General features: G+C 71.9%; 23 protein-coding genes and 1 tRNA gene. 15 read left to right on the top strand and 9 right to left on the bottom strand.

Translation table 11 applies throughout. The features are described 5' to 3' along the window. Positions 1 to 127: 127 nt before the first annotated feature. From AC1DWC_RS01485 to AC1DWC_RS01470, 4 genes are read right to left on the bottom strand one after another with little or no spacing between them, the layout of a single operon-like run. On the bottom strand, positions 128 to 946 hold the full coding sequence (locus AC1DWC_RS01485; protein WP_477905515.1) for an SCO1664 family protein: 819 nt from the start codon (positions 944 to 946) through the stop codon (positions 128 to 130). Between the two features lie 3 nt (positions 947 to 949). Then, complete coding sequence (locus AC1DWC_RS01480) at positions 950 to 1,543, bottom strand: DUF3090 domain-containing protein (protein ID WP_477839753.1); 594 nt, start codon at positions 1,541 to 1,543, stop codon at positions 950 to 952. A gap of 36 nt (positions 1,544 to 1,579) precedes the next feature. Further along, entirely contained in the window at positions 1,580 to 2,314 is a 735-nt protein-coding gene (locus AC1DWC_RS01475) for a histidine phosphatase family protein (protein WP_477905514.1), read from the bottom strand. 9 nt (positions 2,315 to 2,323) lie between these two features. Beyond that, positions 2,324 to 3,166: an undecaprenyl-diphosphate phosphatase gene (locus AC1DWC_RS01470; RefSeq protein ID WP_477839836.1), complete on the bottom strand. Its 843-nt coding sequence runs from the start codon at positions 3,164 to 3,166 to the stop codon at positions 2,324 to 2,326. 142 nt (positions 3,167 to 3,308) lie between these two features. Between AC1DWC_RS01470 and AC1DWC_RS01465 the strand changes: the two genes are divergently transcribed. The 6 genes from AC1DWC_RS01465 to AC1DWC_RS01440 all read left to right on the top strand — a co-directional run bounded on the left by AC1DWC_RS01465 (position 3,309) and on the right by AC1DWC_RS01440 (position 8,510). Continuing rightward, positions 3,309 to 4,226, top strand: coding sequence for an aldo/keto reductase (locus AC1DWC_RS01465; protein WP_477905512.1), 918 nt, complete (start codon positions 3,309 to 3,311; stop codon positions 4,224 to 4,226). Between the two features lie 28 nt (positions 4,227 to 4,254). After that, positions 4,255 to 4,692: a TIGR03668 family PPOX class F420-dependent oxidoreductase gene (locus AC1DWC_RS01460; protein ID WP_477905510.1), complete on the top strand. Its 438-nt coding sequence runs from the start codon at positions 4,255 to 4,257 to the stop codon at positions 4,690 to 4,692. Positions 4,693 to 4,763: 71 nt separating this feature from the next. Continuing rightward, positions 4,764 to 5,441, top strand: a complete 678-nt coding sequence (locus tag AC1DWC_RS01455) for a biliverdin-producing heme oxygenase (protein WP_072844829.1) — start codon at positions 4,764 to 4,766, stop codon at positions 5,439 to 5,441. Between the two features lie 110 nt (positions 5,442 to 5,551). Continuing rightward, entirely contained in the window at positions 5,552 to 6,574 is a 1,023-nt protein-coding gene (locus AC1DWC_RS01450) for a heme/hemin ABC transporter substrate-binding protein (RefSeq protein WP_477905797.1), read from the top strand. Positions 6,575 to 6,591: 17 nt separating this feature from the next. Beyond that, positions 6,592 to 7,662, top strand: coding sequence for a FecCD family ABC transporter permease (locus AC1DWC_RS01445; protein ID WP_477905795.1), 1,071 nt, complete (start codon positions 6,592 to 6,594; stop codon positions 7,660 to 7,662). After that, complete coding sequence (locus AC1DWC_RS01440; protein WP_477905508.1) at positions 7,659 to 8,510, top strand: heme ABC transporter ATP-binding protein; 852 nt, start codon at positions 7,659 to 7,661, stop codon at positions 8,508 to 8,510. The genes AC1DWC_RS01445 and AC1DWC_RS01440 overlap by 4 nt, the downstream gene beginning before the upstream one ends. A 9-nt stretch (positions 8,511 to 8,519) precedes the next feature. On the opposite strand, the gene AC1DWC_RS01435 is transcribed toward AC1DWC_RS01440, so the two are convergent. Next, positions 8,520 to 8,873: a hypothetical protein gene (locus tag AC1DWC_RS01435; protein ID WP_477905506.1), complete on the bottom strand. Its 354-nt coding sequence runs from the start codon at positions 8,871 to 8,873 to the stop codon at positions 8,520 to 8,522. A 204-nt stretch (positions 8,874 to 9,077) separates the two neighbouring features. Here AC1DWC_RS01435 and AC1DWC_RS01430 point away from each other — a divergent pair, with 204 nt between their 5' ends. Together AC1DWC_RS01430 and AC1DWC_RS01425 are read left to right on the top strand one after the other, a co-directional pair. Beyond that, positions 9,078 to 10,082, top strand: a complete 1,005-nt coding sequence (locus AC1DWC_RS01430; RefSeq protein ID WP_477905504.1) for a YncE family protein — start codon at positions 9,078 to 9,080, stop codon at positions 10,080 to 10,082. A gap of 56 nt (positions 10,083 to 10,138) precedes the next feature. After that, positions 10,139 to 11,209: a quinone-dependent dihydroorotate dehydrogenase gene (locus AC1DWC_RS01425; protein ID WP_477905502.1), complete on the top strand. Its 1,071-nt coding sequence runs from the start codon at positions 10,139 to 10,141 to the stop codon at positions 11,207 to 11,209. Positions 11,210 to 11,264: 55 nt separating this feature from the next. Here the strand turns inward: AC1DWC_RS01425 and AC1DWC_RS01420 are convergent, their stop codons facing one another. Together AC1DWC_RS01420 and AC1DWC_RS01415 are read right to left on the bottom strand one after the other, a co-directional pair. Further along, positions 11,265 to 11,798: a YbhB/YbcL family Raf kinase inhibitor-like protein gene (locus AC1DWC_RS01420; RefSeq protein ID WP_477905500.1), complete on the bottom strand. Its 534-nt coding sequence runs from the start codon at positions 11,796 to 11,798 to the stop codon at positions 11,265 to 11,267. 54 nt (positions 11,799 to 11,852) lie between these two features. Next, positions 11,853 to 13,226, bottom strand: coding sequence for a M20/M25/M40 family metallo-hydrolase (locus AC1DWC_RS01415; RefSeq protein ID WP_477905498.1), 1,374 nt, complete (start codon positions 13,224 to 13,226; stop codon positions 11,853 to 11,855). 187 nt (positions 13,227 to 13,413) lie between these two features. On the opposite strand from AC1DWC_RS01415, the gene AC1DWC_RS01410 reads away from it, so the two are divergent. Further along, positions 13,414 to 13,499 (top strand) — tRNA-Leu (locus tag AC1DWC_RS01410). A gap of 78 nt (positions 13,500 to 13,577) precedes the next feature. Here the strand turns inward: AC1DWC_RS01410 and AC1DWC_RS01405 are convergent. Beyond that, on the bottom strand, positions 13,578 to 14,792 hold the full coding sequence (locus tag AC1DWC_RS01405; RefSeq protein ID WP_477905496.1) for a S8 family peptidase: 1,215 nt from the start codon (positions 14,790 to 14,792) through the stop codon (positions 13,578 to 13,580). 178 nt (positions 14,793 to 14,970) lie between these two features. Between AC1DWC_RS01405 and AC1DWC_RS01400 the strand changes: the two genes are divergently transcribed. Together AC1DWC_RS01400 and AC1DWC_RS01395 are read left to right on the top strand one after the other, a co-directional pair. Further along, complete coding sequence (locus tag AC1DWC_RS01400) at positions 14,971 to 16,413, top strand: SDR family NAD(P)-dependent oxidoreductase (RefSeq protein WP_477839775.1); 1,443 nt, start codon at positions 14,971 to 14,973, stop codon at positions 16,411 to 16,413. A 24-nt stretch (positions 16,414 to 16,437) separates the two neighbouring features. Next, entirely contained in the window at positions 16,438 to 17,676 is a 1,239-nt protein-coding gene (locus AC1DWC_RS01395; RefSeq protein ID WP_477905494.1) for a saccharopine dehydrogenase family protein, read from the top strand. On the opposite strand, the gene AC1DWC_RS01390 is transcribed toward AC1DWC_RS01395, so the two are convergent. Continuing rightward, positions 17,657 to 18,370, bottom strand: a complete 714-nt coding sequence (locus AC1DWC_RS01390) for a lysoplasmalogenase (RefSeq protein ID WP_477905492.1) — start codon at positions 18,368 to 18,370, stop codon at positions 17,657 to 17,659. The two genes, AC1DWC_RS01395 and AC1DWC_RS01390, sit on opposite strands and share 20 nt — an antisense overlap. Before the next feature lie 80 nt (positions 18,371 to 18,450). Here AC1DWC_RS01390 and AC1DWC_RS01385 point away from each other — a divergent pair, with 80 nt between their 5' ends. The 4 genes from AC1DWC_RS01385 (at position 18,451) to AC1DWC_RS01370 (ending at position 22,394) form a co-directional block, all read left to right on the top strand. Continuing rightward, complete coding sequence (locus AC1DWC_RS01385; protein ID WP_477905490.1) at positions 18,451 to 19,806, top strand: CoA transferase; 1,356 nt, start codon at positions 18,451 to 18,453, stop codon at positions 19,804 to 19,806. 69 nt (positions 19,807 to 19,875) lie between these two features. Then, a complete protein-coding gene (locus AC1DWC_RS01380; RefSeq protein WP_477905488.1) occupies positions 19,876 to 20,361 on the top strand; it encodes an OsmC family protein in 486 nt (161 codons plus the stop codon). A gap of 1 nt (position 20,362) precedes the next feature. Then, a complete protein-coding gene (locus AC1DWC_RS01375) occupies positions 20,363 to 21,445 on the top strand; it encodes a nucleoside hydrolase (RefSeq protein ID WP_477905486.1) in 1,083 nt (360 codons plus the stop codon). Between the two features lie 73 nt (positions 21,446 to 21,518). Beyond that, positions 21,519 to 22,394, top strand: coding sequence for a BPL-N domain-containing protein (locus AC1DWC_RS01370; RefSeq protein WP_477905484.1), 876 nt, complete (start codon positions 21,519 to 21,521; stop codon positions 22,392 to 22,394). Positions 22,395 to 22,396 lie beyond the last annotated feature (2 nt).

The following is a 22,396-nucleotide window of genomic DNA, read 5'->3' as shown; positions in this document are numbered from 1 at the left end:
CACTTCATTGTCGGCACAGGCTGCTCGTTCAGGGTATAGGGACGCGGCGGTCGTCGCCTCAATTGGTCGACGCGAGGAGCTGGTTCTTCACGGTGTCGCGGGTGGCGTCGGCCGGCGACCGGCGATGTCAGAACGGCGGCCAGGGAATGGTGCGACGGCCGAACGGCATCGGCATCACCGGATCCGCCAGCAGCGCGGCGGTCCGGGCCCGCAACGCGTCCACCTCGTCACCGGTGATGTGTTGGTGCAGCCGGTCCGCCAGCTCGCCGTCCAGCCGGCTCGCGAACATCTCGATGTCCGGCAGCAGCGCGCCCTCCACCGGCTGGCCGGCCCAGCCCCACAGCACGGTGCGCAGCTTGTCGTCGGTGTGCAGGCAGATGCCGTGGTCCACCCCGTAGACCGAGCCGTCGACGCCCTCGAGCGCGTGCCCGCCCTTGCGGTCCGCGTTGTTGAGCAGCACGTCGAGCACCGCCATCCGCTGCAGGCGCGGATCGTCGGCGTGGATCAGCGCGACCTCCTCGCCGTCGCTGTCCTCGGCCCGCAGCACCTCGAACCAGCCCGGCGGCACCTGGTCCGGCGGGCACACGTCGACCAGGTCGAGGCGCTCGCCCAGCTCCCCGGTCGGCTCGGGCGTCTCCACCCACTCCTGCACCATCCCGGGGCCGTACGGTCCGTCCCGCAGGACGGTGCGCGGGATGACACCCCACCCGGTCGCCTCGGACACCAGGTACGACGCCACCTCCCGCCCGGCGAGGGTGCCGTCCGGGAAGTCCCACAACGGCCGCTCGCCGCGGATCGGCTTGTACACGCAGCGCAGGCTCTGCCCGTTCGAGGAGGCCTCGCAGACCAGCGTCGCGTTGCTCGCGGTCACTATCCGCCCGAGTACCGTCAGTTCGCCCGACAGGAGCAGGTCGGTGTCACCGGGGTCGGGGAGATCGGCGGTCAACGGTCAGTTCTCTTCGGTGGGTTCGACGGCGTGGCCGAAGGTGGCGCCGCGCCGGTAACCGTTGGTCCGGATGCAGATGTGGCCGTCCGGGGCGAGCGGTTCGCCGCAGAGCGGGCACGGCGCCCGGCCGGCGGCGATCACCCGCACCGACCGCAGGGCGAACTCCCGGGCCTGTTCGGGTGTCAGGAACACGCGCACCGCGTCGGGGCCCTCCTCGACGTCGTCGAGGACGACGGACTCGTCGACCTCCGACTCGCTGACCGCGAGCAGTTCGACCACCACCGCGCCGGCGTCGGAGTCCCATCCCAGCCCCATCGTCCCGACCCGGAACTCGGAGTCCACCGGCATCACCAGCGGACTCAGGTCCGCGAGGTCGGTCTCCTCCGGCGGGATCGCGGTGCCGAACCGCCGGTGCACCTCGTCGAGCAGTAGGCCCATCCGGTCGGCGAGCACCTGCACCTGCTGCTTCTCGAGCATCACGCTCACCACCCTGGAGTCGTGGATGGCCTGCAGGTAGAACACGCGGTCGCCCGGTTCACCGACCGTTCCGGCGATGAATCGATCGGGGGTGCGAAATACGTGAATCGCTCGGGACATCTGCACCTCCACCTGTTCGAATCAGCTGCTCACTGGTCATTCGGGATCGGTCCCGCCCTCATTATCCGCTTTTCCATCGGTTCCCACCTCTCCCCCTGGCACCGCGTCCGACGCGCCGACCCCCGCGCCCTTCGCCGGCCCGGCGCCGTTCAGCCCGGACAGGTCCGCGCCGGTGTCGTTCATCCGCAGCACGAACGGGCGTGTCGCGGTGTACCGCACGACGCTGATCGAGGCCGGTTCCGCGACGATCCGCTGGAACCCGTCCAGGTGCGTGCCGAGCGCGTCGGCCAGCACCGACTTGATCACGTCGCCGTGGCTGCACGCCACCCACAGCACGTCCTTGCCGTGTTCGGCGGCCAACCGGGCGTCGTGTGCCCGGACCGCGGCGACCGCCCGGGCCTGCACCTGCGCCAGCCCCTCGCCGTCGGGGAAGACCGCCGCGGACGGGTGCTGCTGGACCACCTTCCACAGCGGCTCGCCGAGCAGGTCCTTGATCGGCCGTCCGGTCCACTGCCCGTAGTCCACCTCGACGAGCGCCTCGTCGACCACCGGCGTCAGGCCGCGGGCGCCGGCCAGTGGGCCCACGGTGCTCTCGCAGCGCAGCAGCGGCGACCGGACGATCGCGGCGAGGTCGAGCGCGGCGAGGCGCTCGACCACCGAGGCCGCCTGCTCGCGGCCGCGGTCGTCCAGGTCGACGCCGAGGGTGCGGCCCGCGAGCGTTCCGGAGGTGTTGGCCGTCGACCGCCCGTGCCGCAGCAGAATCACCGTCATGGCATCAGCCTAGGTGGCCGCGATCACCCCGGTGCCGAGCAGTCCGAACAGCACCAGGCCGAGGATGATCCGGTAGCCGACGAACCAGTACATCGAGTGGTTGACCACGAACCTGAGCAGCCACGCGATGGTCACGTACCCGATCGCGAAGGCGATGAGGGTGGCGACGATCAGCTGCGCGCCGCTGGCGTTGAGTCCCTCACCCGCCGGTTCGAAGGCGTCGGGCAGGCTGAACAGGCCGGCCGCGGTCACGGCCGGGATCGCCAGCAGGAACGAGTAACGGGCGGCGGCCTCGCGGGTGAGCCCCAGGAAGAGGCCGGCGCTGATGGTGCCGCCGGAGCGGGAGACGCCGGGGATCAGGGCCAGCGCCTGCGCCGAGCCCATGATGACGCCGTCCTTGAGGGTCAGCCCCTCGATCGGCCGACGCTTGCTGCCGTAGTACTCGGCCGCCGCGATGACCACCGCGAAGACGATCAGCATCGTGGCCACCAGCCACAGGTTCCTCGCCCCGGTCCGGACCTGGTCCTTGAACAGCAGCCCGAGTACGCCGACCGGGATGGTGCCGACGATGACGTACCAGCCCATCTTGTAGTCGTGCCCACGCCGGCCCGAGTCGCGCAGGCCCCGGAACCACGCCATCGCGATCCGGGCGATGTCCCGGGCGAAGTAGACCAGCACCGCGGCCTCCGTGCCGAGCTGCGTCACCGCGGTGAACGAGGCACCGGCGTCCTCCTGCCAGAGCACCTCCGAGACGATCCGCAGGTGCCCGGAGGACGAGATCGGGAGGAACTCGGTCAGGCCCTGCACGACGCCGAGGACGATGGCCTGAATCCAGGTCATGGACTCGCCGATCACCGGTCGGCTCCAAAGTGGTTGGCGGCGAGGGCCGCAGGGATGCTGGCTCGAAGATTCACGGAGTGCACCGTACCGGGCGGGTCCGTGCGGCGTTCAGGCCGTCGCGGCACTACGCTCCAGAACTTGTGGTGAGTATCTGATGCGGCAGCGCGCGGTCGGTAACAGCGGTCTCCGAGTTTCACGACTCGGCCTCGGCACCCTGGCGTGGGGCCGTGACACGGAGGGCGACGAGGCGGCGGCCCAGCTCATCGGTTTCACCGAAGCCGGTGGCACCCTTGTCGATTCGTCCCCGTTCTACGGCGGCGGTGTCGCCCAGCGGATCCTCGCGGAACTGCTCGACGACGTGGTCCCGCGCACCGAACTGGTGATCTCGAGCAGCGGCGGCATCCATCCCGGCCGCGACGGCGTGGACTGCTCGCGCCGCGCACTGCTCGGGCAGTTGGACGCGACGCTGCGCGAACTGGGCACCGACCACCTCGACCTGTGGCAGGTGGCCACCTGGGACCCGTTCACCCCGGTCGACGAGGTGGCCTCGACGCTCGAGTACGCGGTCACGAGCGGCCGGGTCCGGTACGTCGGCGCCCGCGGCTACCTCGGCTGGCAGCTGGCCACCGCGGCCGCGGGCACGCCGCTGGTGGCCACCCAGGCCGAGTACTCGCTGCTCGCCCGCGGGGTCGAGGACGAACTCATCCCGGCGGCGGACCACCACGGCGTCGGACTGCTGGCCGCGGTCCCGCTGGCCGGCGGCGTGCTCACCGGGAAGTACCGCGACGGCATCCCGGCGGACTCGCGGGGCGCCTCCGAGACCGGCGCGGAACTGGTGGCGGGCTACCTGACCGAGGAAACCGCCCGGGTGGTGGAGGCGGTCGTCACCGCCGCCGACGGACTCGGCGCCTCGCCGCTGGCCGTCGCGCTCGCGTGGGTGCGGGACCGTCCCGGGGTCGCCAGCGCCATCGTCGGCGCCCGGGACTACGCGCAGCACACCGGCGTGCTGGCGTCCGAGGAGCTGGAGTTGCCCGCCGCGATCTCGGCGGCATTGGACGACGTCAGCGCCTGACGGGCCCCGCCCGCCTACTCTGGGCACCGTGCACGCCGAGGAACAACGACGGCGGTTCGCCGCGGCGAGGGTGGCACGGATGGCCACCGTCACCGCCGCGGGCCGCCCACACCTGGTGCCCCTTGTGTTCGCGACGGCCGACGGCCTCGTGTACTCGGCGGTGGACGACAAGCCGAAGTCCACCCGCAACCTGCGCCGGCTCGACCACATCACGGCCACCGGCAGGGCCAGCCTCCTCGTCGACGAGTACGACGAGGACTGGCACCTGTTGTGGTGGGTCCGCGTCGACTGCGAGGCCCGCGTGGCCGACGCCACAAGCCCCGACGGCACCGCCGGCATCCGCGCCCTCGTCGCCAAGTACCCGCAGTACACGACCCTTCCCCCGACCGGTCCGGTGATCGTGTTCCGTCCCGACCGGTGGGCCGGATGGTCCGCCACTGCAACGCGTTCCGGAAGGGCAGGCTAACCTAGTGACAACTCGAGGCCCGCGCTCCGCGACGGTATCGACAAACCAGACCAACCCACGGGGAGATGAGCATGACGACGCTTGACGCGACCGATACCACGGCACCGGGCCTGGCCGAACGGATCAGGACCGAAACCGACGCGGCACACCGGAACACGGAGCAGTCCCGCTTCGTCGGCGACCTGCTCGCCGGCAAGCTGACCCCGGCCGCGCACGCCGCCCTGATCGGCCAGACCTACCTGGTGTACCTCGCGCTCGAGGCCGCCGGCCGGGCCAAGGCGAGCGACCCCGTCGCCGCGCCGTTCATCGGCGAGGAACTGCTGCGCACCGAGGCCCTCGAGGCCGACCTCGAGTTCCTGCTCGGAGACGGCTGGCGCGAGCAGGTCACCGCGCTGCCCGCGACCGCCCGCTACATCGAGCGGATCGACGAGGTCGCGTACGACTCGTCGACGGGTTTCGTTGCCCACCACTACATCCGGTACATGGGCGACCTGTCCGGCGGCCAGATCATCCGGCGGATGCTCGAGCGCGCCTACGGCTACACCGTCGACGGACTCCGCTTCTACATCTTCGACCAGATCGAGAAGCCCAAGGTCTACAAGGACGAGTACCGCGCCAAGCTCGACGCGGCCCCGCTCTCCGAGCAGGAGCAGCGGCAGCTCATCGACGAGGTGAACCTGGCGTACCAGCTCAACGGCGACCTCTTCGCCGCGCTCGAGGCCGACATCGAGAGCTACCTCGTCAAGTAATGCCTTCCTGCCCCACGGCAGGAGATCTCAGGCTCGAACCGCACCAACCCGCGAAAGGAGGATGGCACCTGTTGCTCCTCGGCACGAGGAGTACCGGCGCCAACCATCCGATGATCAATCACCGCCGCCGTGTCCTCGGCGCACTCGCCGCAGTCACGGTGATCATGGTGACCGCGGGGTGCGGCTCGCAGGACGACGCCGCCACCGGCGGCCAGACCGGGCGCAGCACCGCCACCCTGGCGAGCCTGGACCCGCAGCCGATCGCGGACAACCCGGCCGCGACCCTGCCGGTCACCGTGACGGGGGCGGACGGGGTCGCGGTGACGATCACCGACACCAGTCGCATCGTCGCGGCGGACCAGTACGGCACGCTGACGGAGACGGTGTACGCGCTCGGCCTGGGCAAGAGCCTGGTCGGTCGCGACACCGCCTCCGGGTTCCCGGCCGTCGAGTCGGTGCCGGACATCACGCCCGGCGGGCAGTCGCTGTCCGCCGAGGCGATCCTGAACCTGCGCCCGACCGTGTTCCTCACCGACACCAGCATCGGCCCGCGGGCCGTGCAGGAACAGTTGCGGGCGGCGGGCGTGCCCGTGGTGTTCTTCGACCCCACGCGGACGCTGGCCGGTGTCCCCGGCCAGATCCAGGCCGTCGCCGACGCCCTCGGCGTGCCCGCGGCGGGCGCCGAACTGAGCCGGCGCACCGCCGACCAGATCACGGCCGCGACGGCCAAGGCCCCGACCGACGGCACCCGACCCAAGATCGCCTTCCTCTACATGCGCGGCACCGCCATCACCATGATGGCGGGCCCGGGCTCGGGGGCCGACTCGCTGATCGAGGCACTCGGCGGCGTCGACGCCGGCACCGCGGCGGGCCTGACCCAGCAGTTCCAGCCGATCACCAGCGAGGCGATGATCGCGTCCGCCCCGGACGTGTTCCTGATGATGTCGAACGGCCTGGACTCCATCGGCGGACTCGACGGGCTGGCGAAGATCCCGGGCGTCGCGCAGACCCCCGCCGGCCGCAACCAGCGGGTGGTGGACATGAAGGACAGCGTGCTGCTCAGCTTCGGTCCTCGCACCGGCGACGTCCTCGACGCGCTGGCCACGGCGCTGTACACCCCGTCGGCCCAGTGACGACCACCGCAGACCCCGTGACCACCACGACAGCACCGACCACTCCCGCCCGCCGCCGGTTGCGCGGCGGGACGGTCCTGCTCGCGCTGACGGTGCTGCTGCTCGTGCTGGCGGTCGCGTCGGCGTGCATCGGGCAGGTGCCGACCGGACCCGCCGAGGTGGTGGGCAGCATCCTGCACCGCATCGGCCTCGACATCGGCCCGATGCCCGCGCACCCGAGCGGCGAGGTCACCCTCTGGCAGGTGCGCTTCCCGCGGGTGACCCTCGCGGTGATCGTCGGCGCCGCACTGGCCTGCGCGGGCGCCCTGCTCCAGGGCGTGTTCGCCAACCCGCTGGCCGAGCCCGGTGTCATCGGCGTCTCGGCGGGCGCGGCGGTCGGCGCCAGCCTCGTCATCGTGACCGGCGGCGCGTTCGTCGCGGGCACCGCGGTGGCCGCGGGCGCCTTCGTCGCCGGCCTGGTGACCACCGCCCTGGTCTACCTGCTGGCCCGATCCGAGGGCCGCACCGAGGTGGTGACCCTGGTCCTCACCGGCGTCGCCATCAACGCCTTCGCCGGCGGACTCATCGCGTTCTTCACCTTCGTCGCCAACCCCGCCGCCCGCGACCAGATCGTGTTCTGGCAGCTCGGCAGCCTCAACGGCGCCACCTGGGGCGCGGTCGCGATCGTCGCGCCGATGGCGGCGGTCGGCATCGCGGTGAGCATGGCGATGGCGTCCAAGCTGGACCTGCTCGCGCTCGGCGAGAGCGCGGCGGCACACCTCGGGGTCAACGTCGAGCGGCTGCGTCAGCTCGCGGTCGTGGTGGTCGCGCTCCTGGTCTCCGCGTCGGTGGCGTTCACCGGGATCATCCTGTTCGTCGGCCTGGTGGTGCCGCACCTGATGCGGATGATCGTCGGCCCTGCGCACCGGATGCTGATCCCCGCCAGCGCACTGTGCGGGGCGATCGTGCTGCTCGCCGCCGACCTCGGCGCGCGCACCCTGGTGCCCAACGCCGACCTGCCGCTGGGCATGCTGACCTCGCTGATCGGTGGCCCGTTCTTCTTCTGGATGCTGCGGCGCACCCGGCACCAGCAGGGGGGTTGGGCATGACCGCGCTCGCCCGCCGGATCCAGGACCTCCTCGCCCGCGAACTCCCGGCCCCGACCGCGCCCGCGCCAGGCGAGGTCAGCCTGCGCGCCGTCGGCGTCAGCGTGGACCGCGGCCGGCGTCGGGTGCTCGAGTCGGTCAGCCTCGACGTGCGCACCGGTGAGGTGCTCGCGCTGGTCGGCCCGAACGGCGCGGGCAAGTCCACCCTGCTGGCCGCGCTCGCCGGGGACCAGGCCGTGGTGGCCGGCACCGTCGAACTCGACGGCAGGCCGCTGTCCGAGTGGACCGGCACCGACATGGCCCAGCGCCGCGCGGTGCTCCCCCAGCAGCACACCGTCGGGTTCTCGTTCACGGCACGCCAGGTGGTCCAGATGGGCCGGGCACCGTGGACGCGAACCGTCCGCCGCGACGAGGACGACGACGCCGTCCGCGAGGCGATGGCGACCTGCGACGTCGACCGGTTCGCCGACCGCCCGTTCGCGGCCCTCTCGGGTGGCGAACGCTCCCGGGTGGCGCTGGCCCGGGTGCTGGCCCAGCGGACGGGGACGCTGCTGCTCGACGAGCCGACCGCGGCCCTGGATCTCGGCCATCAGGAGGCGGTGATGGGCCTGGCCCGCGAACGCGCCCGCGCGGGCGCGGCGGTGGTGGTCGTGCTGCACGACCTCGCGCTGGCGGCCGCGTACGCGGACACCGTGGCGGTGCTCGAGGCCGGTCGCCTGGCCGTGCACGGCAGTCCGGCCGAGGTGCTGACCGAGACCTTGCTCACCCGGGTCTACGGCCACCCGGTCGAGGTGCTGGCGCACCCGGAGACCGGCGCCCAACTGGTGCTGCCCCGCCGCGGCGGCGGGTAGCGAGACAGCTCAGAACACGTCGATCACGGCGCTGAGACGGCTCAGGATCGCGCGCACCGTCAGCCCACCGCTGCCGGCCGGCTCCGTCCGCTCCGCGGTGGCCACGGCGTCGCGCACCACCGCAGCCACGCTGCGTTCGTCGGTGAGATCGACGTCGGTGACGGCGAATTCGGCCGTGGCCACCACGTCGGAGCTGTCGGGCACGTCGGTCTCGAGGTCGTGGCGGTACACCTCGACGCGCAGGGTGCTGCGGCGGACCCGGAAGGCGAAGACCTCGCCGTCCGGGTTGCGGCCGAACCCGTGCGCGTAAGCGCCGACCGTCAGGTCCTCGAGGACGAACTGTGCGGCCTCGTCTGCGTCCATCGCGTGTCCTCCACCGAGTCGACCGGCGCCTCGTGTTGGCAACAACGGTAGCCGTATTTGTTCCGCACGTCCGAGTCGGATTCTCGCCCCCGAACCGAATCAGGGATGCTGTGGGGTGGACATGGTGTCCGGCCGGTCGCCGGTCGCGGGGACAAGCCCGCGCCGACCCCAGCCGAACGCCGAGTGGCGACAAAGGAGACATACATGCGGGGACCGGCGGCACGCACCACGACCGTTCTGGCGGGAGCGCTGTTACTGCTGGTGACCGGCTGTTCCTCGGACAGCGGCGGGGACGACATGAAGACGATCGACTCGGCCACGGCGGCCGTCTCGCCTGCCGCCGCCTCCCCCGCCGGCACCGTCGTGCCGCTCGGAGCGCCCGTCGGCGCCACCGCTTTCGACGCCGCGACGGGCACCGTGGCGCTGCTCACAGACGACGCGACGCACCTGCTGCTCTACCCCGCCGGTGACGTCGCGGCGCCGCCGCGGGACATCACCCTCCCGGGCGGCACCGCCGCGCTGTCGGACCCCCGCGACGGCGTGCTGGCGGTGCCCGCCGGCCGTTCCGTGGTGAAGGTGATCGTCGGCAGCGGCGAGACGACCACGGTCGACGTCGACGGCGAGGTCCGCTCGGCCACCCTGCTCGGCGACGGCGGCATGGTCGTCGGGACCGCGGACGGTTCGGTGCTCGAACTCGACGCGAACGGCGCTCAGACCGGCAAGGTCTCGGGCTTCGCCTCGGTGGACGCCCTGGGCGTCACCGGCGACCAGGTCACCGCGCTCGACCGTCGCCAGACGTCCGTGACGAACGTGATCATGGACGAGGGACAGGGCATGGCGCTGCGGGCGGGCGAGGGCGCGACGAACCTCGCCACCGACCACTTCGGCCGGGTGCTGGTCACCGACACCACCGGCGGCGAACTGATCGCCTTCACCACCGACCCGCTGATGATGCGTCAGCGCTTCCCCGTGCCGAACTCGCCGTTCGGCGTGACGGTCGACCAGAACACCAACCTGGTCTGGGTGACGCTGACCGGCACCAACGAGGTGGTCGGCTTCGACCTCTCCAGCGGGATCCCGGTGGAGAAGCACCGCTACCCCACCGTCCGCCAGCCCAACTCCGTTGCGGTGGACTCGAAGACGGGCACCCTGTTCGTCGCCTCCGCGACCGGTGACGGGCTGCAGCGCATCGAGACCGCCGGCCAGTGACCGGGGGCCGCACCGACGCCGACCGCGTCCCCACGCCAGGAATCCAGGGAGAACCGTTGTACCGCTTGCTGCTTCGAATCATGTTCCTCGTCCCGCCGGAACGCGTGCACCACCTGGCATTCCGGGCGATGCGTCTGGTCACGTTCTTCGGGCCGCTGCGCGCGCTGGTGGCGCGGGTGCTCACCGTGCGGGACCCCGCCCTGCGCACCCAGGTGTTCGGCGTCGACTTCCCGGCGCCGCTCGGCCTGGCGGCCGGCTTCGACAAGGACGCCACCGGCGTGAACGTGTGGGGTCCGCTGGGCTTCGGTTTCGCCGAGGTGGGCACCGTGACCGCGCAGGCACAGCCCGGCAACCCCGCGCCGCGGCTGTTCCGGCTGCCCGCCGACCGCGCGCTGGTCAACCGGATGGGCTTCAACAACCACGGCGCCGGCCACGCGGCCAACCACCTGCGGCAGCGTCGGGTCGGCGTGCCGATCGGCGCGAACATCGGCAAGACCAAGATCGTGCCCGCCGAGGACGCGGCCGCCGACTACGCGGCCAGCGCGCGACTGCTCGGGCCGCTGGCGGACTTCCTGGTGGTCAACGTGAGCTCGCCGAACACCCCCGGCCTGCGCGACCTGCAGGCCGTGGAGTCGCTGCGCCCGCTGCTGCAGGCCGTGCTCGACTGCGTGGAGGTGCCGGTGCTGGTGAAGATCGCACCCGACCTGTCCGACGAGGACGTGGATGCCGTCGCGGACCTGGCACTGGAACTGGGCCTGGCCGGCATCGTCGCCACGAACACCACCATCAGCCGGGCCGGGCTGGCGACGCCCGACGCCGAGGTCGCCGCGATCGGCGCCGGCGGACTGTCCGGTGCCCCGGTGGCCGACCGGTCGCTCGAGGTGCTGCGCCGGCTCTACGCGCGGGTCGGCGGCCGGCTCGCGCTCGTCTCCGTCGGCGGGATCGAGACCGCGGACCAGGCCTGGGAGCGGATCGTGGCCGGCGCCTCGCTGGTGCAGGGCTACACGGGCTTCATCTACGGCGGGCCGTTCTGGATGCGCCGGATCCACAAGGGACTGGCGCAGCGCCTGCGCGACGGCGGCTACACGTCGCTGTCCGAGGCGGTCGGCGCCGAACACCGGAGCTGACCCTGTGGGTCCCCCCGGCCCCGATCAGGGACCGGGAGGACTCACCGGCGCAGGACTAGTGCCCGAAGGTGGCGGTCAGGGTCGCGCGCGCGATCGCGTGGCTGAACAGGTTGAACCCGAGGAAGGCCGGGGTGGAGTCGGTGGTCAGTCCGTCGACGGTCTCCACGCTCAGGGCGTGCACGGCGAAGATGTAGCGGTGCGGGCCGTGCCCGACCGGCGGCGCCGAGCCCAGGTAGCGGTGCCCCCCGCCGTCGTTCTTGAGGGTGACGGCGCCCGCGGGCAGTCCCGCGCCCGTGCCGTCGCCGGCGTCGGCGGCCAGCGAGGTCACCGAGGCCGGGATGTTCGCGACGGCCCAGTGCCAGAAGCCGGACGCGGTCGGCGCGTCCGGGTCGAACATCGTCACCACGAAGCTCTTCGTCTCGGGCGGGAACCCGGACCACGACAGCTGCGGGGAGACGTCCTGGCCACCGGGGACGCCGAAGATGCCGCTGCGCTGCGCGGCGGGCACCTCCCCGCCCTCGGCGATCTGCTCGGAGGTCAGCTCGAAGGTCGGCAGGTCCGGGAGCGGTCCGTACGGGTCGTGCGACATGGGGGTCCTTTCGTCGAAGGGGCGACTCGGCCGATCAGCCGGCTCGAGAACGCTTCAGCTGTTCAACAGGAAGTGCTCGAGTACCCGGGTACCGAACTCTAGTGCGTCCACCGGCACCCGTTCGTCCACGCCGTGGAAGAGCGCGGTGAAGTCCAGGTCCGGCGGGAGCTGCAGCGGCGCGAAGCCGAAGCACCGAATCCCCAACTTGGCGAACGCTTTTGCGTCCGTCCCCGCGGACAGCATGTACGGCACGGTGCGCCCGTCCGGGTCGTGCGCGAGGATCGCGTCGTTCATGGCGTCGACCAGGTGCCCGTCGAAGGTGGTCTCGTAGGGGTCGAGCTTGGTGATCCACTCGCGGGTGACGTCCGGCCCGATCAGCTCGTCGACCTCCCGCTCGAACGCCTCCTGCCGACCCGGCAGCACCCGGCAGTCGAACACGGCCGACGCGGTCTGCGGGATCACGTTCGCCTTGTAGCCGGCGGAGAGCATGGTCGGGTTGGCGGTGTCCCGCAGCGTCGCGCCGATGATCCGGGAGATGGTGCCGAGTTTCTCCAGGGTCCCGTCGATGTCGGGCGAGTGCGGGTCGAACTCGAGGCCCGTCGTCGCGCCGACCGCCCCGAGGAACTCCGCCACCGAGTCCGGCACCACCAGCGGGAAGGTGTGCCGACCGAGCCGCGCGACCGCCTCGGCGAGGATCGTGACCGCGTTGTCCTCGTGCAGGAAGGAACCGTGTCCGGCGCGGGCCTTCGCGGTCAGCCGCATCCAGCCGAGCCCCTTCTCCGCGGTCTCGACCAGGTACAGCCGCGCGTCGCTGCCGTCCGGGCGCGGCACGCTCAGGGAGAAGCCGCCCACCTCTCCCACCGCCTCGGTGATGCCGTCGAACAGGTCGGGTCGGTGCTCGACCAGCCACTGCGAGCCCCAGGTGCCTCCCGCCTCCTCGTCCGCGAGGAAGGCGAACACCAGGTCCCGGGGCGGCACCGTGCCCTCCGCCTTGAACTGGCGGGCCAGCGCCAACGTCATCCCGACCATGTCCTTCATGTCGACGGCGCCGCGCCCCCACACGTAGCCGTCCGCCACCGCGCCGGAGAACGGGTGCACGCTCCAGTCCGAGGGCTCCGCCGGCACCACGTCGAGGTGGCCGTGGATCATCAGGGCGCCGCGTTCCGGGTCGGCGCCGCGCAGCCGGGCGAAGACGTTGCCACGGCCGGGCGCACCTGACTCGACGTACTCCGTCTCGTAACCCACCTCTTCGAGCCGCGCCGCCACCCACTCGGCGCACTCCCGCTCGCCCTTGGTGGTCTCGGGCTCCCCGGTGTTGGAGGTGTCGAACCGGATCAGCGCGCTGACGAGGTCGACGACCTCCGCCTCGGCGCGGCCGCGGGCCCGTTCGGACTGCTGGAAACTCTGGGACTGCTGGGATTTCGCCATGTCGGACACCTCCCTTTCCTACCACCGCCCACCTGCCGCCACCGGTTTCCGCCGTCGAACCGACAATCCGCCTCCAAAACAGCCTTCTGACCTGCACAAACGAGACGATTTGGGGCTTTGGCCCACTCTGGGTTAATCTTTTCCAGCACGCAGCGAGAGCAGCGAGCAAGCAACACAGTGTGTGCAAGCGCGAGTGGCGGAATGGCAGACGCGCTAGCTTGAGGTGCTAGTGTCCTACTAATGGACGTGGGGGTTCAAGTCCCCCCTCGCGCACTCTGAGTTGAGACAGACGAGAAAGGCCCCGGATTTCGATCCGGGGCCTTTTTCGTTGTGCCGCAAGGACATTGGCGTTCACCTCGACATCATCACCGGCTCGCTGGGCGAGCGCGCCTGGGTTCGCGCGTGCTCCGCGGCCACCAGTTCACGCATCGCGAGTTCCTTCGCGCAGGCCAGCAGGGAGCCGACCGCGCTCACCCGCGGGAACGTCAGGCCGGTGTGGCCCACGTTGTCGTGCTCGTCGTCCCCGTCGTAGATCACCTCGCTGCCGCGCGCCAGCCATCGGGTCAGGTCGGCGACCGACGGCAACGACCCCGTCGTACGAAGGTAGAAGGACTGCAACAGCAGCACCACGCCGGTCGCGCACGCCGTCGCGTGACTGACCCCGTACTGGATCGACTCACCGGTGTCGTTGAGGATCCCGGTGGAGGTCACCGGCGACCCCGGCGCGAACAGCGACGTCGCGCACGCGCCACCCACCTTGTGGTGCAGGCGCTGGGTGAACGGCGTCAACCGGTCCGGAGCCGTGCTGAACGCCTTGGCGCCGTCCCGGTACCGGAACGGTCCCTCGTCGGCGTCGTAGACGGCTCCCACGCTGATCGTCTGCCGGAAGATCGCCGGGTAGCTCATCCCCTGCAGGCCGCCGTGTGCGTAGTACTCGCTGCCCGCGTTCACGCAGCAGGCGACGTCGGCGTCCGCCAGTTCCTGCAGCAGCGCACCGATCGAATCGCCCGGCATGTCGGTGTCGGTGGTCCGGTTGTCCGACGCGCACATCGACATGCAGACCCCGGAGATCCCGAGGGCGGCGCGGTGGTCGAGTACCCACTCCAGCCCGTCCCGGACGTCCGCGAACCGTCCGGTGTCGTCGTCGCACAGGACCTTGACCGGCACGATCCGCGCGTTCGGCGCGATCCCGGTGTGGATCCGGCCCGCGCAGACGATGCCCGCGACGTTGGTGCCGTGGCCGTTGCGGTCGGTGACGTCGGCCCGGTCGTGTCCGCCGTCGGCAGTGAAGTTGCGGCCCGGCACCACCCGGCCGGCGAAGTCCACGTGCGTCGACCGCAGGCCGGTGTCCAGCACGGCGACCGTGACGCCCGCGCCGCCGACGTTGAAGTCGCGTCGCGCGTCGGGCGCGCGCACCAGTGGATCCACCTCGGTCAGTTCCGGCAGGAACGGTCCATCCTTCTGCAGGGGCGCAGTCACCGGCACCACTGATTCGGCGTGCAGGGTCGGGTGCATCGCCCCGCTGCCGTCGCCGATCGCCCTCTCGTTCAGTGCTCTCTCGTTCATGATCTCGGCCTCTCTCGCCCGCCGGGCGCCGCGGCCCGGCCATCCCCCGACACCAAAAATCCTCCTCGCGCCCGGCGCCGTTGTCACCAGTTGACGGCGGCCGAATCGGCTGGTGGCCGCCGACTCGGTAGGATTCGCTGCGACCAGTACGACGCGATCAGAACTGAGTTTGCAACCGATGGCACAACCAATGACAGGTATCGATCCCACCGACCTGGAGACCTGCATCCGGGTGCTGAACGCGGCCGGTGAGCTCGACTCGGACCACCCCGATTCGGTGGCCCTGCAGCGGGCCAGCGGCAAGATGTTCAAGGAACTCAAGCGGCGTCGCCGGCTCGAGGCCCGGGACGCGGTCTCCGAGGCCGACCGCGCGGTCGTCGCCGCCACCGCGACCGGCTCGCCCGAGCGCATCGACGACGAGACCGCGGGCGTACTGATCACCTCCAACGCCCCGGGCGCCACCGCGGGCACCCTGATCCGCCCGCGCCCCTGCTACATCTGCAAGCAGCGCTACACCGTGGTCGACGCCTTCTACCACCAGCTCTGCCCGGACTGCGCGGCCAGCAGCCACGCCAAGCGCGACGCCAGCACCGACCTCACCGGCCGCCGCGCCCTGCTGACCGGCGGCCGCGCCAAGATCGGCATGTACATCGCGCTGCGACTGCTCCGCGACGGTGCCCACCTGACCATCACCACCCGCTTCCCCAACGACGCGATCCGCCGGTTCAAGGCGATGGAGGACAGCGCCGACTGGATCCACCGGCTCCGCGTCGTCGGCATCGACCTCCGCGATCCCGCCCAGGTGGTCTCGCTGGCGGACTCGGTGGCCGCCCAGGGTCCGCTGGACATCCTGATCAACAACGCCGCCCAGACGGTGCGCCGCTCCCCCGGCTCCTACTCCGCGCTGGTCGAGGCCGAGTCCGGTCCGCTGCCCGCGGGTGAACTGCCGGACGTGCTCACCTTCGGCAAGACCAGCGACGCCCACCCGGCCTCGCTGGCCAGTTCGCTGCCCGAGGCCGCGCAGTCGATCGTGCACCAGGTCAGCGAGCTGGCCTTGGTCGCGGGTTCGGCCTCCCCCGAACGCATTTCGCAGGGGATCGCCATCGACGCGGGCGGGCTGGTCCCGGACCTCGCACACACCAACAGCTGGGTGCAGACCGTCGCCGAGGTGGACCCGATCGAGCTGCTCGAGGTGCAACTGTGCAACTCGGTGGCCCCGTTCATCCTGGTCTCCCGGCTCCGCCCGGCGATGGCCGCGGCAGCGGCCCGCCGCAAGTACGTGGTGAACGTGTCCGCGATGGAGGGCCAGTTCTCCCGCGCCTACAAGGGCGCCGGACACCCGCACACCAACATGGCCAAGGCCGCGCTGAACATGCTCACCCGCACCAGCGCCAAGGAGATGCTGGACGAGGACGGCATCCTGATGACCGCCGTGGACACCGGCTGGATCACCGACGAGCGGCCGCACTACACCAAGCTGCGACTGGCCGACGAGGGCTTCCACGCCCCGCTCGACCTCGTCGACGGCGCGGCCCGCGTGTACGACCCCATCGTGCAGGGCGAACTCGGCGTCGACCTCTACGGCTGCTTCCTCAAGGACTACCAGCCCTCGCCCTGGTGATCTGCGCCACCTAGGCTCGGCGGCATGACCCGCACCCGCGACCTCGACGTCGTCGTCTACGGCGCCTCCGGCTTTGTCGGCAGGCTCACCGCCGAGTACCTGGCCCGCCACGCGCCCGACGGCACCCGGATCGGCCTCGCCGGCCGCTCCCGGGAGCGGCKCGAGCGGGTGCGGGAGTCGCTGCCGGGGGCGTCGGCGTGGCCGATCCTGATCGCCGACGCCGACGACCCGGACTCGCTGACCGCACTGGCGAAGTCGACGCACGTCGTGGTCACCACCGTCGGCCCGTACGCGAAGTACGGGATCGACCTGGTGCGGGCCTGCGCCGAGGAGGGCACCGACTACACCGACCTGTCCGGCGAGGTGCTCTTCGGCCGCGAGAGCATCGACCGGTTCCACGACGTGGCGGTGGCGTCCGGGGCCCGCATCGTGCACTCCTGCGGCGTCGACTCCATTCCCTCGGACCTCGGCGTGCACGTGCTGCACCAGCAGGTGAGCGCCGACGGCGAGGGCGACCTCACCGACACCACGCTGGTGGTCAGCGCGTTCCGCGGCGGGGTCAGTGGGGGCACCATCGACTCGATGCGCAACCTCGTCGACACCGTGAAGGTGGACCGCAGCGCCCGCCGGATCGCGGCCGGCCCGTACTCGCTGAGCCCCGACCTGGCCGCCGAACCCGACCTGGGGCGGCAGTCCGACTTCGAGATGGTGAAGGGCTCGGACATCGCGCCCGGCCTCGGCGGCCGCACCGCACCGTTCGTGATGGGCTCGACGAACACCCGGGTGGTGCGCCGCAGCAACTCGCTGCGCAAGTGGGCGTACGGCCGCACGTTCCGGTACCGGGAGGTGATGAGCGTGGGCCAGTCGGCGCTCTCACCCGTCTTCGCCGCCGGGGTGTCGGCAGGCCTCGGCGCGCTGATGGCCGGTCTCGCCTTCGGCCCCACCCGCTACCTCCTCGATCGCGTGCTGCCCGCACCCGGCGAGGGCCCGAGCGAGAAGACCCGCAGGACTGGCCATTTCACGATGGACGTCTACACCACCACCAGCACCGGCGCCCGGTACGCGGCCCGGGTGCGCGCGCAGGGCGACCCCGGGTACGCCGCGACCGCGGTGATGCTCGGCGAGTCGGCGCTGGCGCTGGCGTTCGACGGCGAGAGGCTGCCCGCCACCGCTGGCGTGCTGACCCCGGCCACCGCCATCGGCGACGCCCTCGTCGACCGGCTCCGGGCCGCGGGATTCGAGATCAGCGTCCGGAGGACGTAGTCGCGGCGAGGGAGCTGGCGGCCGTCGACCGGGCGGCGGCCAGCACCCCGAACACCAGCAGCGCCTGCCCGGCGACGTAGGTGAGCATCACCGCGAACCCCTCGGCCGGCGGGTGGTACCAGTCCGCGAACGCGCCGAGCGCAATCATGGAGTCGGACAGCAGGAACAGCGCCCCGCCGACGGCCGCGACCCGGCCCAGCGCCGTGCTGAGCACGGCCATCGCGCCGAGACAGGTGCCGTAGACCAGCGCGGGCACGAGCAGCGGCCCCGCACCCGGCGCGCAGGCCGCCACCAGGGCGACGATCACCGCGACGTATCCGAGAACCGCCGGTCGGCGCCGCACGCTCGCCGCGTGGTAGGGCCAGAACGCGGCGATGTACGCCAGCTGCGCGAGCAGGAAGAACCCGATCATCACGAGGAACGCGGTGTCGCCGTCCGCGAGGTCCGGCGCGGCGTCGCCCAGCCAGGACAGGCCGAGCGCCGCCAGCGTCAGCCGGACCAGCCGCGGGCGCGGCGCGGGGGTCGCCAGCGCCAGGAACCCGGCGAGCAGGGGCATCAGGAACCACTGGCTCACGTTCGCCACGCCGTCCGCGCCGACGAGCTGGGCGGCCAGGTGGATCACCGACACCACGGCGAACGCGCCCAGCGCGGCGGCGGACCGGCGTCCGAAAGTCCGTGCGGGGTCGGCAATCATCCGACCAGGGTAGGGCGTGTCTCTCAACCCCGAAACGGGGGTTGGGAGATACGCCCGGTCTGCGGGTATAGCGTCCAGGGATGGTGTCCGCCGAGCTGCTCCTCACCGACTACCAGAACGGCTGCGCGCTGCCGCGGTCTTCGGGGCGGGTGGTCTTCCCGCCCGCCGACGGCTTCCTCTCGTCCAGGTTGCCGACCGCCGCCCTCGCCCTGGGGTCCGTCGGCGCGCTGGCCTCCGCCGTCGACCGGCTGCACGCCTCCCGCGGCCTGGATCCGCACCCGTGGGCACTCGACCCGGAGCGGGTCGCCGCGTCGTTCGCCGGGGACGCGATGATGCGCATCGACGGCGAACCGGTGTCCGGCTTCGCGCCGATGTCGGGGTTCTTCGCGGCGGCCGACGGGTGGGTTCGCACCCATGCGAACTACCCACACCATCGCGCCCGACTGCTGGCGGCGCTCGAGCTCGCGGATGACTCCGACGCGGGCGTGCTGTCCTCGCGGATCGGGACGATGTCGGTGCAGGAGGTCGAGGACCGGGCCGCCGAGTCCGGCGCCGTCGCGGCGCGGGCACGGACCGAGGCACAGTGGTCACGGCATCCACAGGGTGTCGCCTCCGGCACCGGGCCGATCGTCCGGATGGGGACGGTCGGGTCTGCGCCCGGCACCGACCCGACCCCGCTGGGTCACACCGGCCGGGCCACCGATCCGGCCCGACCGCTGGCCGGGCTGCGGGTCCTGGACCTGACCCGGGTACTGGCCGGCCCGGTCGCCGGGCGGGCGTTGGCGCTGCTCGGCGCGCAGGTGCTCCGCGTCGATCCGCCGCACCTGCACGAGATCGACTGGCAGCACCGCGACACCGGCCAGGGCAAGCGGTCGGCGCTGCTGGACCTCGGTTCCGACGACGGGGCTCGGGCGATGCGCGGACTGCTGTCCACCGCCGACGTGCTCGTCACCGGCTACCGCCCCGGCGCGCTCGACCGGTTCGGCCTCGACGAGCACGCGCCCGGGATCGTGCACGGATCGGTCAGTGCGTGGGGCACCGACGGCCCCTGGGCGCACCGCCGCGGCTTCGACTCCATCGTGCAGGCCGCGACCGGCGTCGCGCTCGCCGAGGGCGGCGAACATCCCGGCGTGCTGCCGGTGCAGGCGCTCGACCACGCCAGCGGGTACCTGCTGGCCGCCGGGATCGTGGACGCGCTGACCCTGCGCCGCGGCGACGGTCGGGGGCGGACGGTGTCGGTGTCGCTGGCCAGGACCGCCCGCTGGCTGCTCGACGCGCCCGGACGGGTCGCCGATCCGGTGACCGCACGGGCGCCCGGCCCGGACACCACGGTCACCCACGGGGCGGTCACCTCCGCCCGTCCCCCGCTTCCCGGTTGTCAGAGCTACCCGTTTCCCGCCCACGACTGGGGCGCCGACGCCCCGCACTGGGTCTGACCGAAGCCGGGGTCCGACCGGGCGTCGGGTGTGGTCGGGACGGGCTCGCGAGCTGGCAGAATCAGCCGGGTGCGCGAACATCGCTACGACCTGACCGTGACGTGGACCGGCAACAGCGGCAAGGGAACCGCGGACCCTCGCGCCTACGGCCGCGGACACGTCGTCTCGGCGACCGGCAAACCGGACCTGCCGGGCAGCTCCGACCCTTCGTTCCGCGGCGACTCGTCGCGCTGGAACCCGGAGGAACTGCTGGTTGCGTCACTGTCCCAGTGCCACATGCTCTGGTTCCTCGGCCTCGCGGCGTCGGCCGGTGTGGTGGTGACCGGGTACGTCGACCACCCGACCGGCACGATGACCGAGGAATCCGGCGGCGCCGGACAATTCGCCGAGGTGACGCTCCGGCCGGAGGTCACGGTGTCGCCGTCCGCGGGCTCGGCGCCCGACGTCCGCGACCGGCTCGACGCACTCCACCAGGAGGCCCACCAGATGTGCTTCATCGCGCGCTCGGTGAACTTCCCGGTGCGCCACCAGGCCGACGTCCGGATCGAGGCCTGAGGTGACCGACGAATCGGCAAGGGTCCCACTGATCCTCGACCTCGACACCGGCATCGACGACTCGCTGGCCCTGCTGTACCTGCTGTCGAGCCCCGAGGCCGAGATCCTGACGGTCGCGAGCACCGCGGGCAACGTGCCCGCCGCACAGGTCGCCGCCAACAACCTGGCCTGGCTGGACCTGTGCGGCCGGCCGGACGTCGAGGTCACTCTCGGTTCGCCGGTGCCGTTGACCGATCCACTCCGCACCACCGAGGACACCCACGGCCCGCAGGGCATCGGCTACGCCGAGCTGCCCGCGTCGGACCGGCGGGTCTCGACGCGCAGCGCGGCGCAGGCCTGGGTCGAGGTGGCGCGGTCCCGGCCCGGCGAGGTGACCGGCCTGGTGACCGGTCCGCTGACCAACCTGGCACTCGCGCTCCGACTCGAACCCGCACTGCCACAGCTGCTCCGGCGACTGGTGGTGATGGGTGGCGCGTTCAACCACCCCGGCAACACCACCCCCGAGTCCGAGTGGAACATCTCGGTGGACCCGGAGGCGGCGCAGGAGGTGTTCGCCGCGTTCTCCGCGGCGCCCGCGGACCGTCGGCCGATCGTCTGCCCGCTCGACATCACCGAGACCATCGAGATGCGACCCGAGCACCTGCGGCGCCTCGCCGCGGCCGCGGGCAGCGTGCCGGCCGAGATTGTCACCGAGCTGGATCCGCCCGGAACCCGTTCGGCCGCATCCGTTCCGATCATCCGACATCTGTCCGACGCGGTGCGGTTCTACCTCGAGTTCCACCGTGACCACGGGCAGGGCTTCCTGGCCCACATGCACGACCCGTTCGCCGCCGCGCTCGCACTGGACCCGGCCCTGGCCGAGTACCGGCCCGCCACCGTCGACGTCGAGCTCGCCGGAACCCTCACTCGCGGTTGCACGGTCGCGGACTGGCACGGGATGTGGGGCCGCCCACCGAATGTCGACGTCGCGGTCCGGACCGATCCGGACGCGTTCTTCGCCCGTCTCGTCGGCCGGGTCGGCGCCTTTGCCCGAGATCAGACGGACGCCGATCTGCGCACGGGTTCGGACGAATTCGGGACTTAAGTCACACCCGCCACAGGCAGGGTTGTAGCGTCGGACCAAACCCCACGAGGGACAGCACGATTGGGAGGTCTGGATGATCGATCGGCGAAGGCTTCTCCTGGGTGTCGCGGGCGCCGGCCTGTTGGCGGGCGGCACCACCGCCGGACCGGCACAGGCGCAGTTGTCGTCGAACTGGCCATTGCCGCAACCGACCACCCCGCCGGCGGCCTCGCCGCTGCCGCCGGTGCAGGCTCCCACCGTCGCGCCTGCCCCGACCTCGGCGCCCACCAAGACCGCCGCCGCCGAGCTGCCGTTGGCACTCGTCTACCGCGGGCCGGCCTCCTCGCCGGGCTGCCCGGAGTCCGCCGCCGCACTGCTGCAGACGGCACCGCGGCCGTTCCGCACCGCGTACGTCGGACCGCAGGAGAAGCTGAAGATCACCAAGAATGTCCTCGACACGGCCGCCGTCTACGTGCAGCCGGGCGGCGGCACCCTGTCCGCGGCCTGGGTCGCGATGCAGCCGTACGCCAACGTCATCCGGAACTGGGTCTCCGGGGGTGGGAACTACCTCGGGTTCTGCCTCGGCGGCTACCTCGCCGGCGCGACACCGGGTTTCAAGCTGCTGCCCGGCGACACCTGGCAGTACATCACCGCGGCCGACGCGACGGTCACGACCACCGACGCCGCCCGGATCACCGTCCTCTGGCGCGGCGAACCGCGCACCCTCTACTTCCAGGACGGCCCGGTCTTCGAGCTGAACTCGAACCACACCGCGCAGATCCTCGCGACCTACGCCGGTGGCCAGGCCGCCGCGGTGGTGGCGGACTATGCCGCCGGCCGGGTCGGCGTCGTCGCACCGCATCCCGAGGCGCACAGCGGCTGGTTCCGCAGCGACGGGCTCTCGCCCACCAACGCGATCCATCCGGAGCTCGGACACGACCTGATCGAGACCACCGTCTACGGCGGCTGACG

It is taken from the genome of Rhodococcus sp. P4_C10 (genome assembly GCF_056402135.1).
This window is presented reverse-complemented; position numbering and strand designations above follow the sequence as displayed.

Excerpts from the sequence above, each read along its gene's own strand:
- AC1DWC_RS01480 (WP_477839753.1), bottom strand. The coding sequence starts at position 1,543 with ATGTCCCGAGCGATTCACGTATTTCGCACCCCCGATCGATTCATCGCC.
- AC1DWC_RS01475 (WP_477905514.1), bottom strand. The coding sequence starts at position 2,314 with ATGACGGTGATTCTGCTGCGGCACGGGCGGTCGACGGCCAACACCTCC.
- AC1DWC_RS01465 (WP_477905512.1), top strand. The coding sequence starts at position 3,309 with ATGCGGCAGCGCGCGGTCGGTAACAGCGGTCTCCGAGTTTCACGACTC.
- AC1DWC_RS01455 (WP_072844829.1), top strand. The coding sequence starts at position 4,764 with ATGACGACGCTTGACGCGACCGATACCACGGCACCGGGCCTGGCCGAA.
- AC1DWC_RS01450 (WP_477905797.1), top strand. The coding sequence starts at position 5,552 with ATGATCAATCACCGCCGCCGTGTCCTCGGCGCACTCGCCGCAGTCACG.
- AC1DWC_RS01440 (WP_477905508.1), top strand. The coding sequence starts at position 7,659 with ATGACCGCGCTCGCCCGCCGGATCCAGGACCTCCTCGCCCGCGAACTC.
- AC1DWC_RS01435 (WP_477905506.1), bottom strand. The coding sequence starts at position 8,873 with ATGGACGCAGACGAGGCCGCACAGTTCGTCCTCGAGGACCTGACGGTC.
- AC1DWC_RS01430 (WP_477905504.1), top strand. The coding sequence starts at position 9,078 with ATGCGGGGACCGGCGGCACGCACCACGACCGTTCTGGCGGGAGCGCTG.
- AC1DWC_RS01420 (WP_477905500.1), bottom strand. The coding sequence starts at position 11,798 with ATGTCGCACGACCCGTACGGACCGCTCCCGGACCTGCCGACCTTCGAG.
- AC1DWC_RS01415 (WP_477905498.1), bottom strand. The coding sequence starts at position 13,226 with ATGGCGAAATCCCAGCAGTCCCAGAGTTTCCAGCAGTCCGAACGGGCC.
- AC1DWC_RS01405 (WP_477905496.1), bottom strand. The coding sequence starts at position 14,792 with ATGAACGAGAGAGCACTGAACGAGAGGGCGATCGGCGACGGCAGCGGG.
- AC1DWC_RS01400 (WP_477839775.1), top strand. The coding sequence starts at position 14,971 with ATGGCACAACCAATGACAGGTATCGATCCCACCGACCTGGAGACCTGC.
- AC1DWC_RS01390 (WP_477905492.1), bottom strand. The coding sequence starts at position 18,370 with ATGATTGCCGACCCCGCACGGACTTTCGGACGCCGGTCCGCCGCCGCG.
- AC1DWC_RS01385 (WP_477905490.1), top strand. The coding sequence starts at position 18,451 with ATGGTGTCCGCCGAGCTGCTCCTCACCGACTACCAGAACGGCTGCGCG.
- AC1DWC_RS01370 (WP_477905484.1), top strand. The coding sequence starts at position 21,519 with ATGATCGATCGGCGAAGGCTTCTCCTGGGTGTCGCGGGCGCCGGCCTG.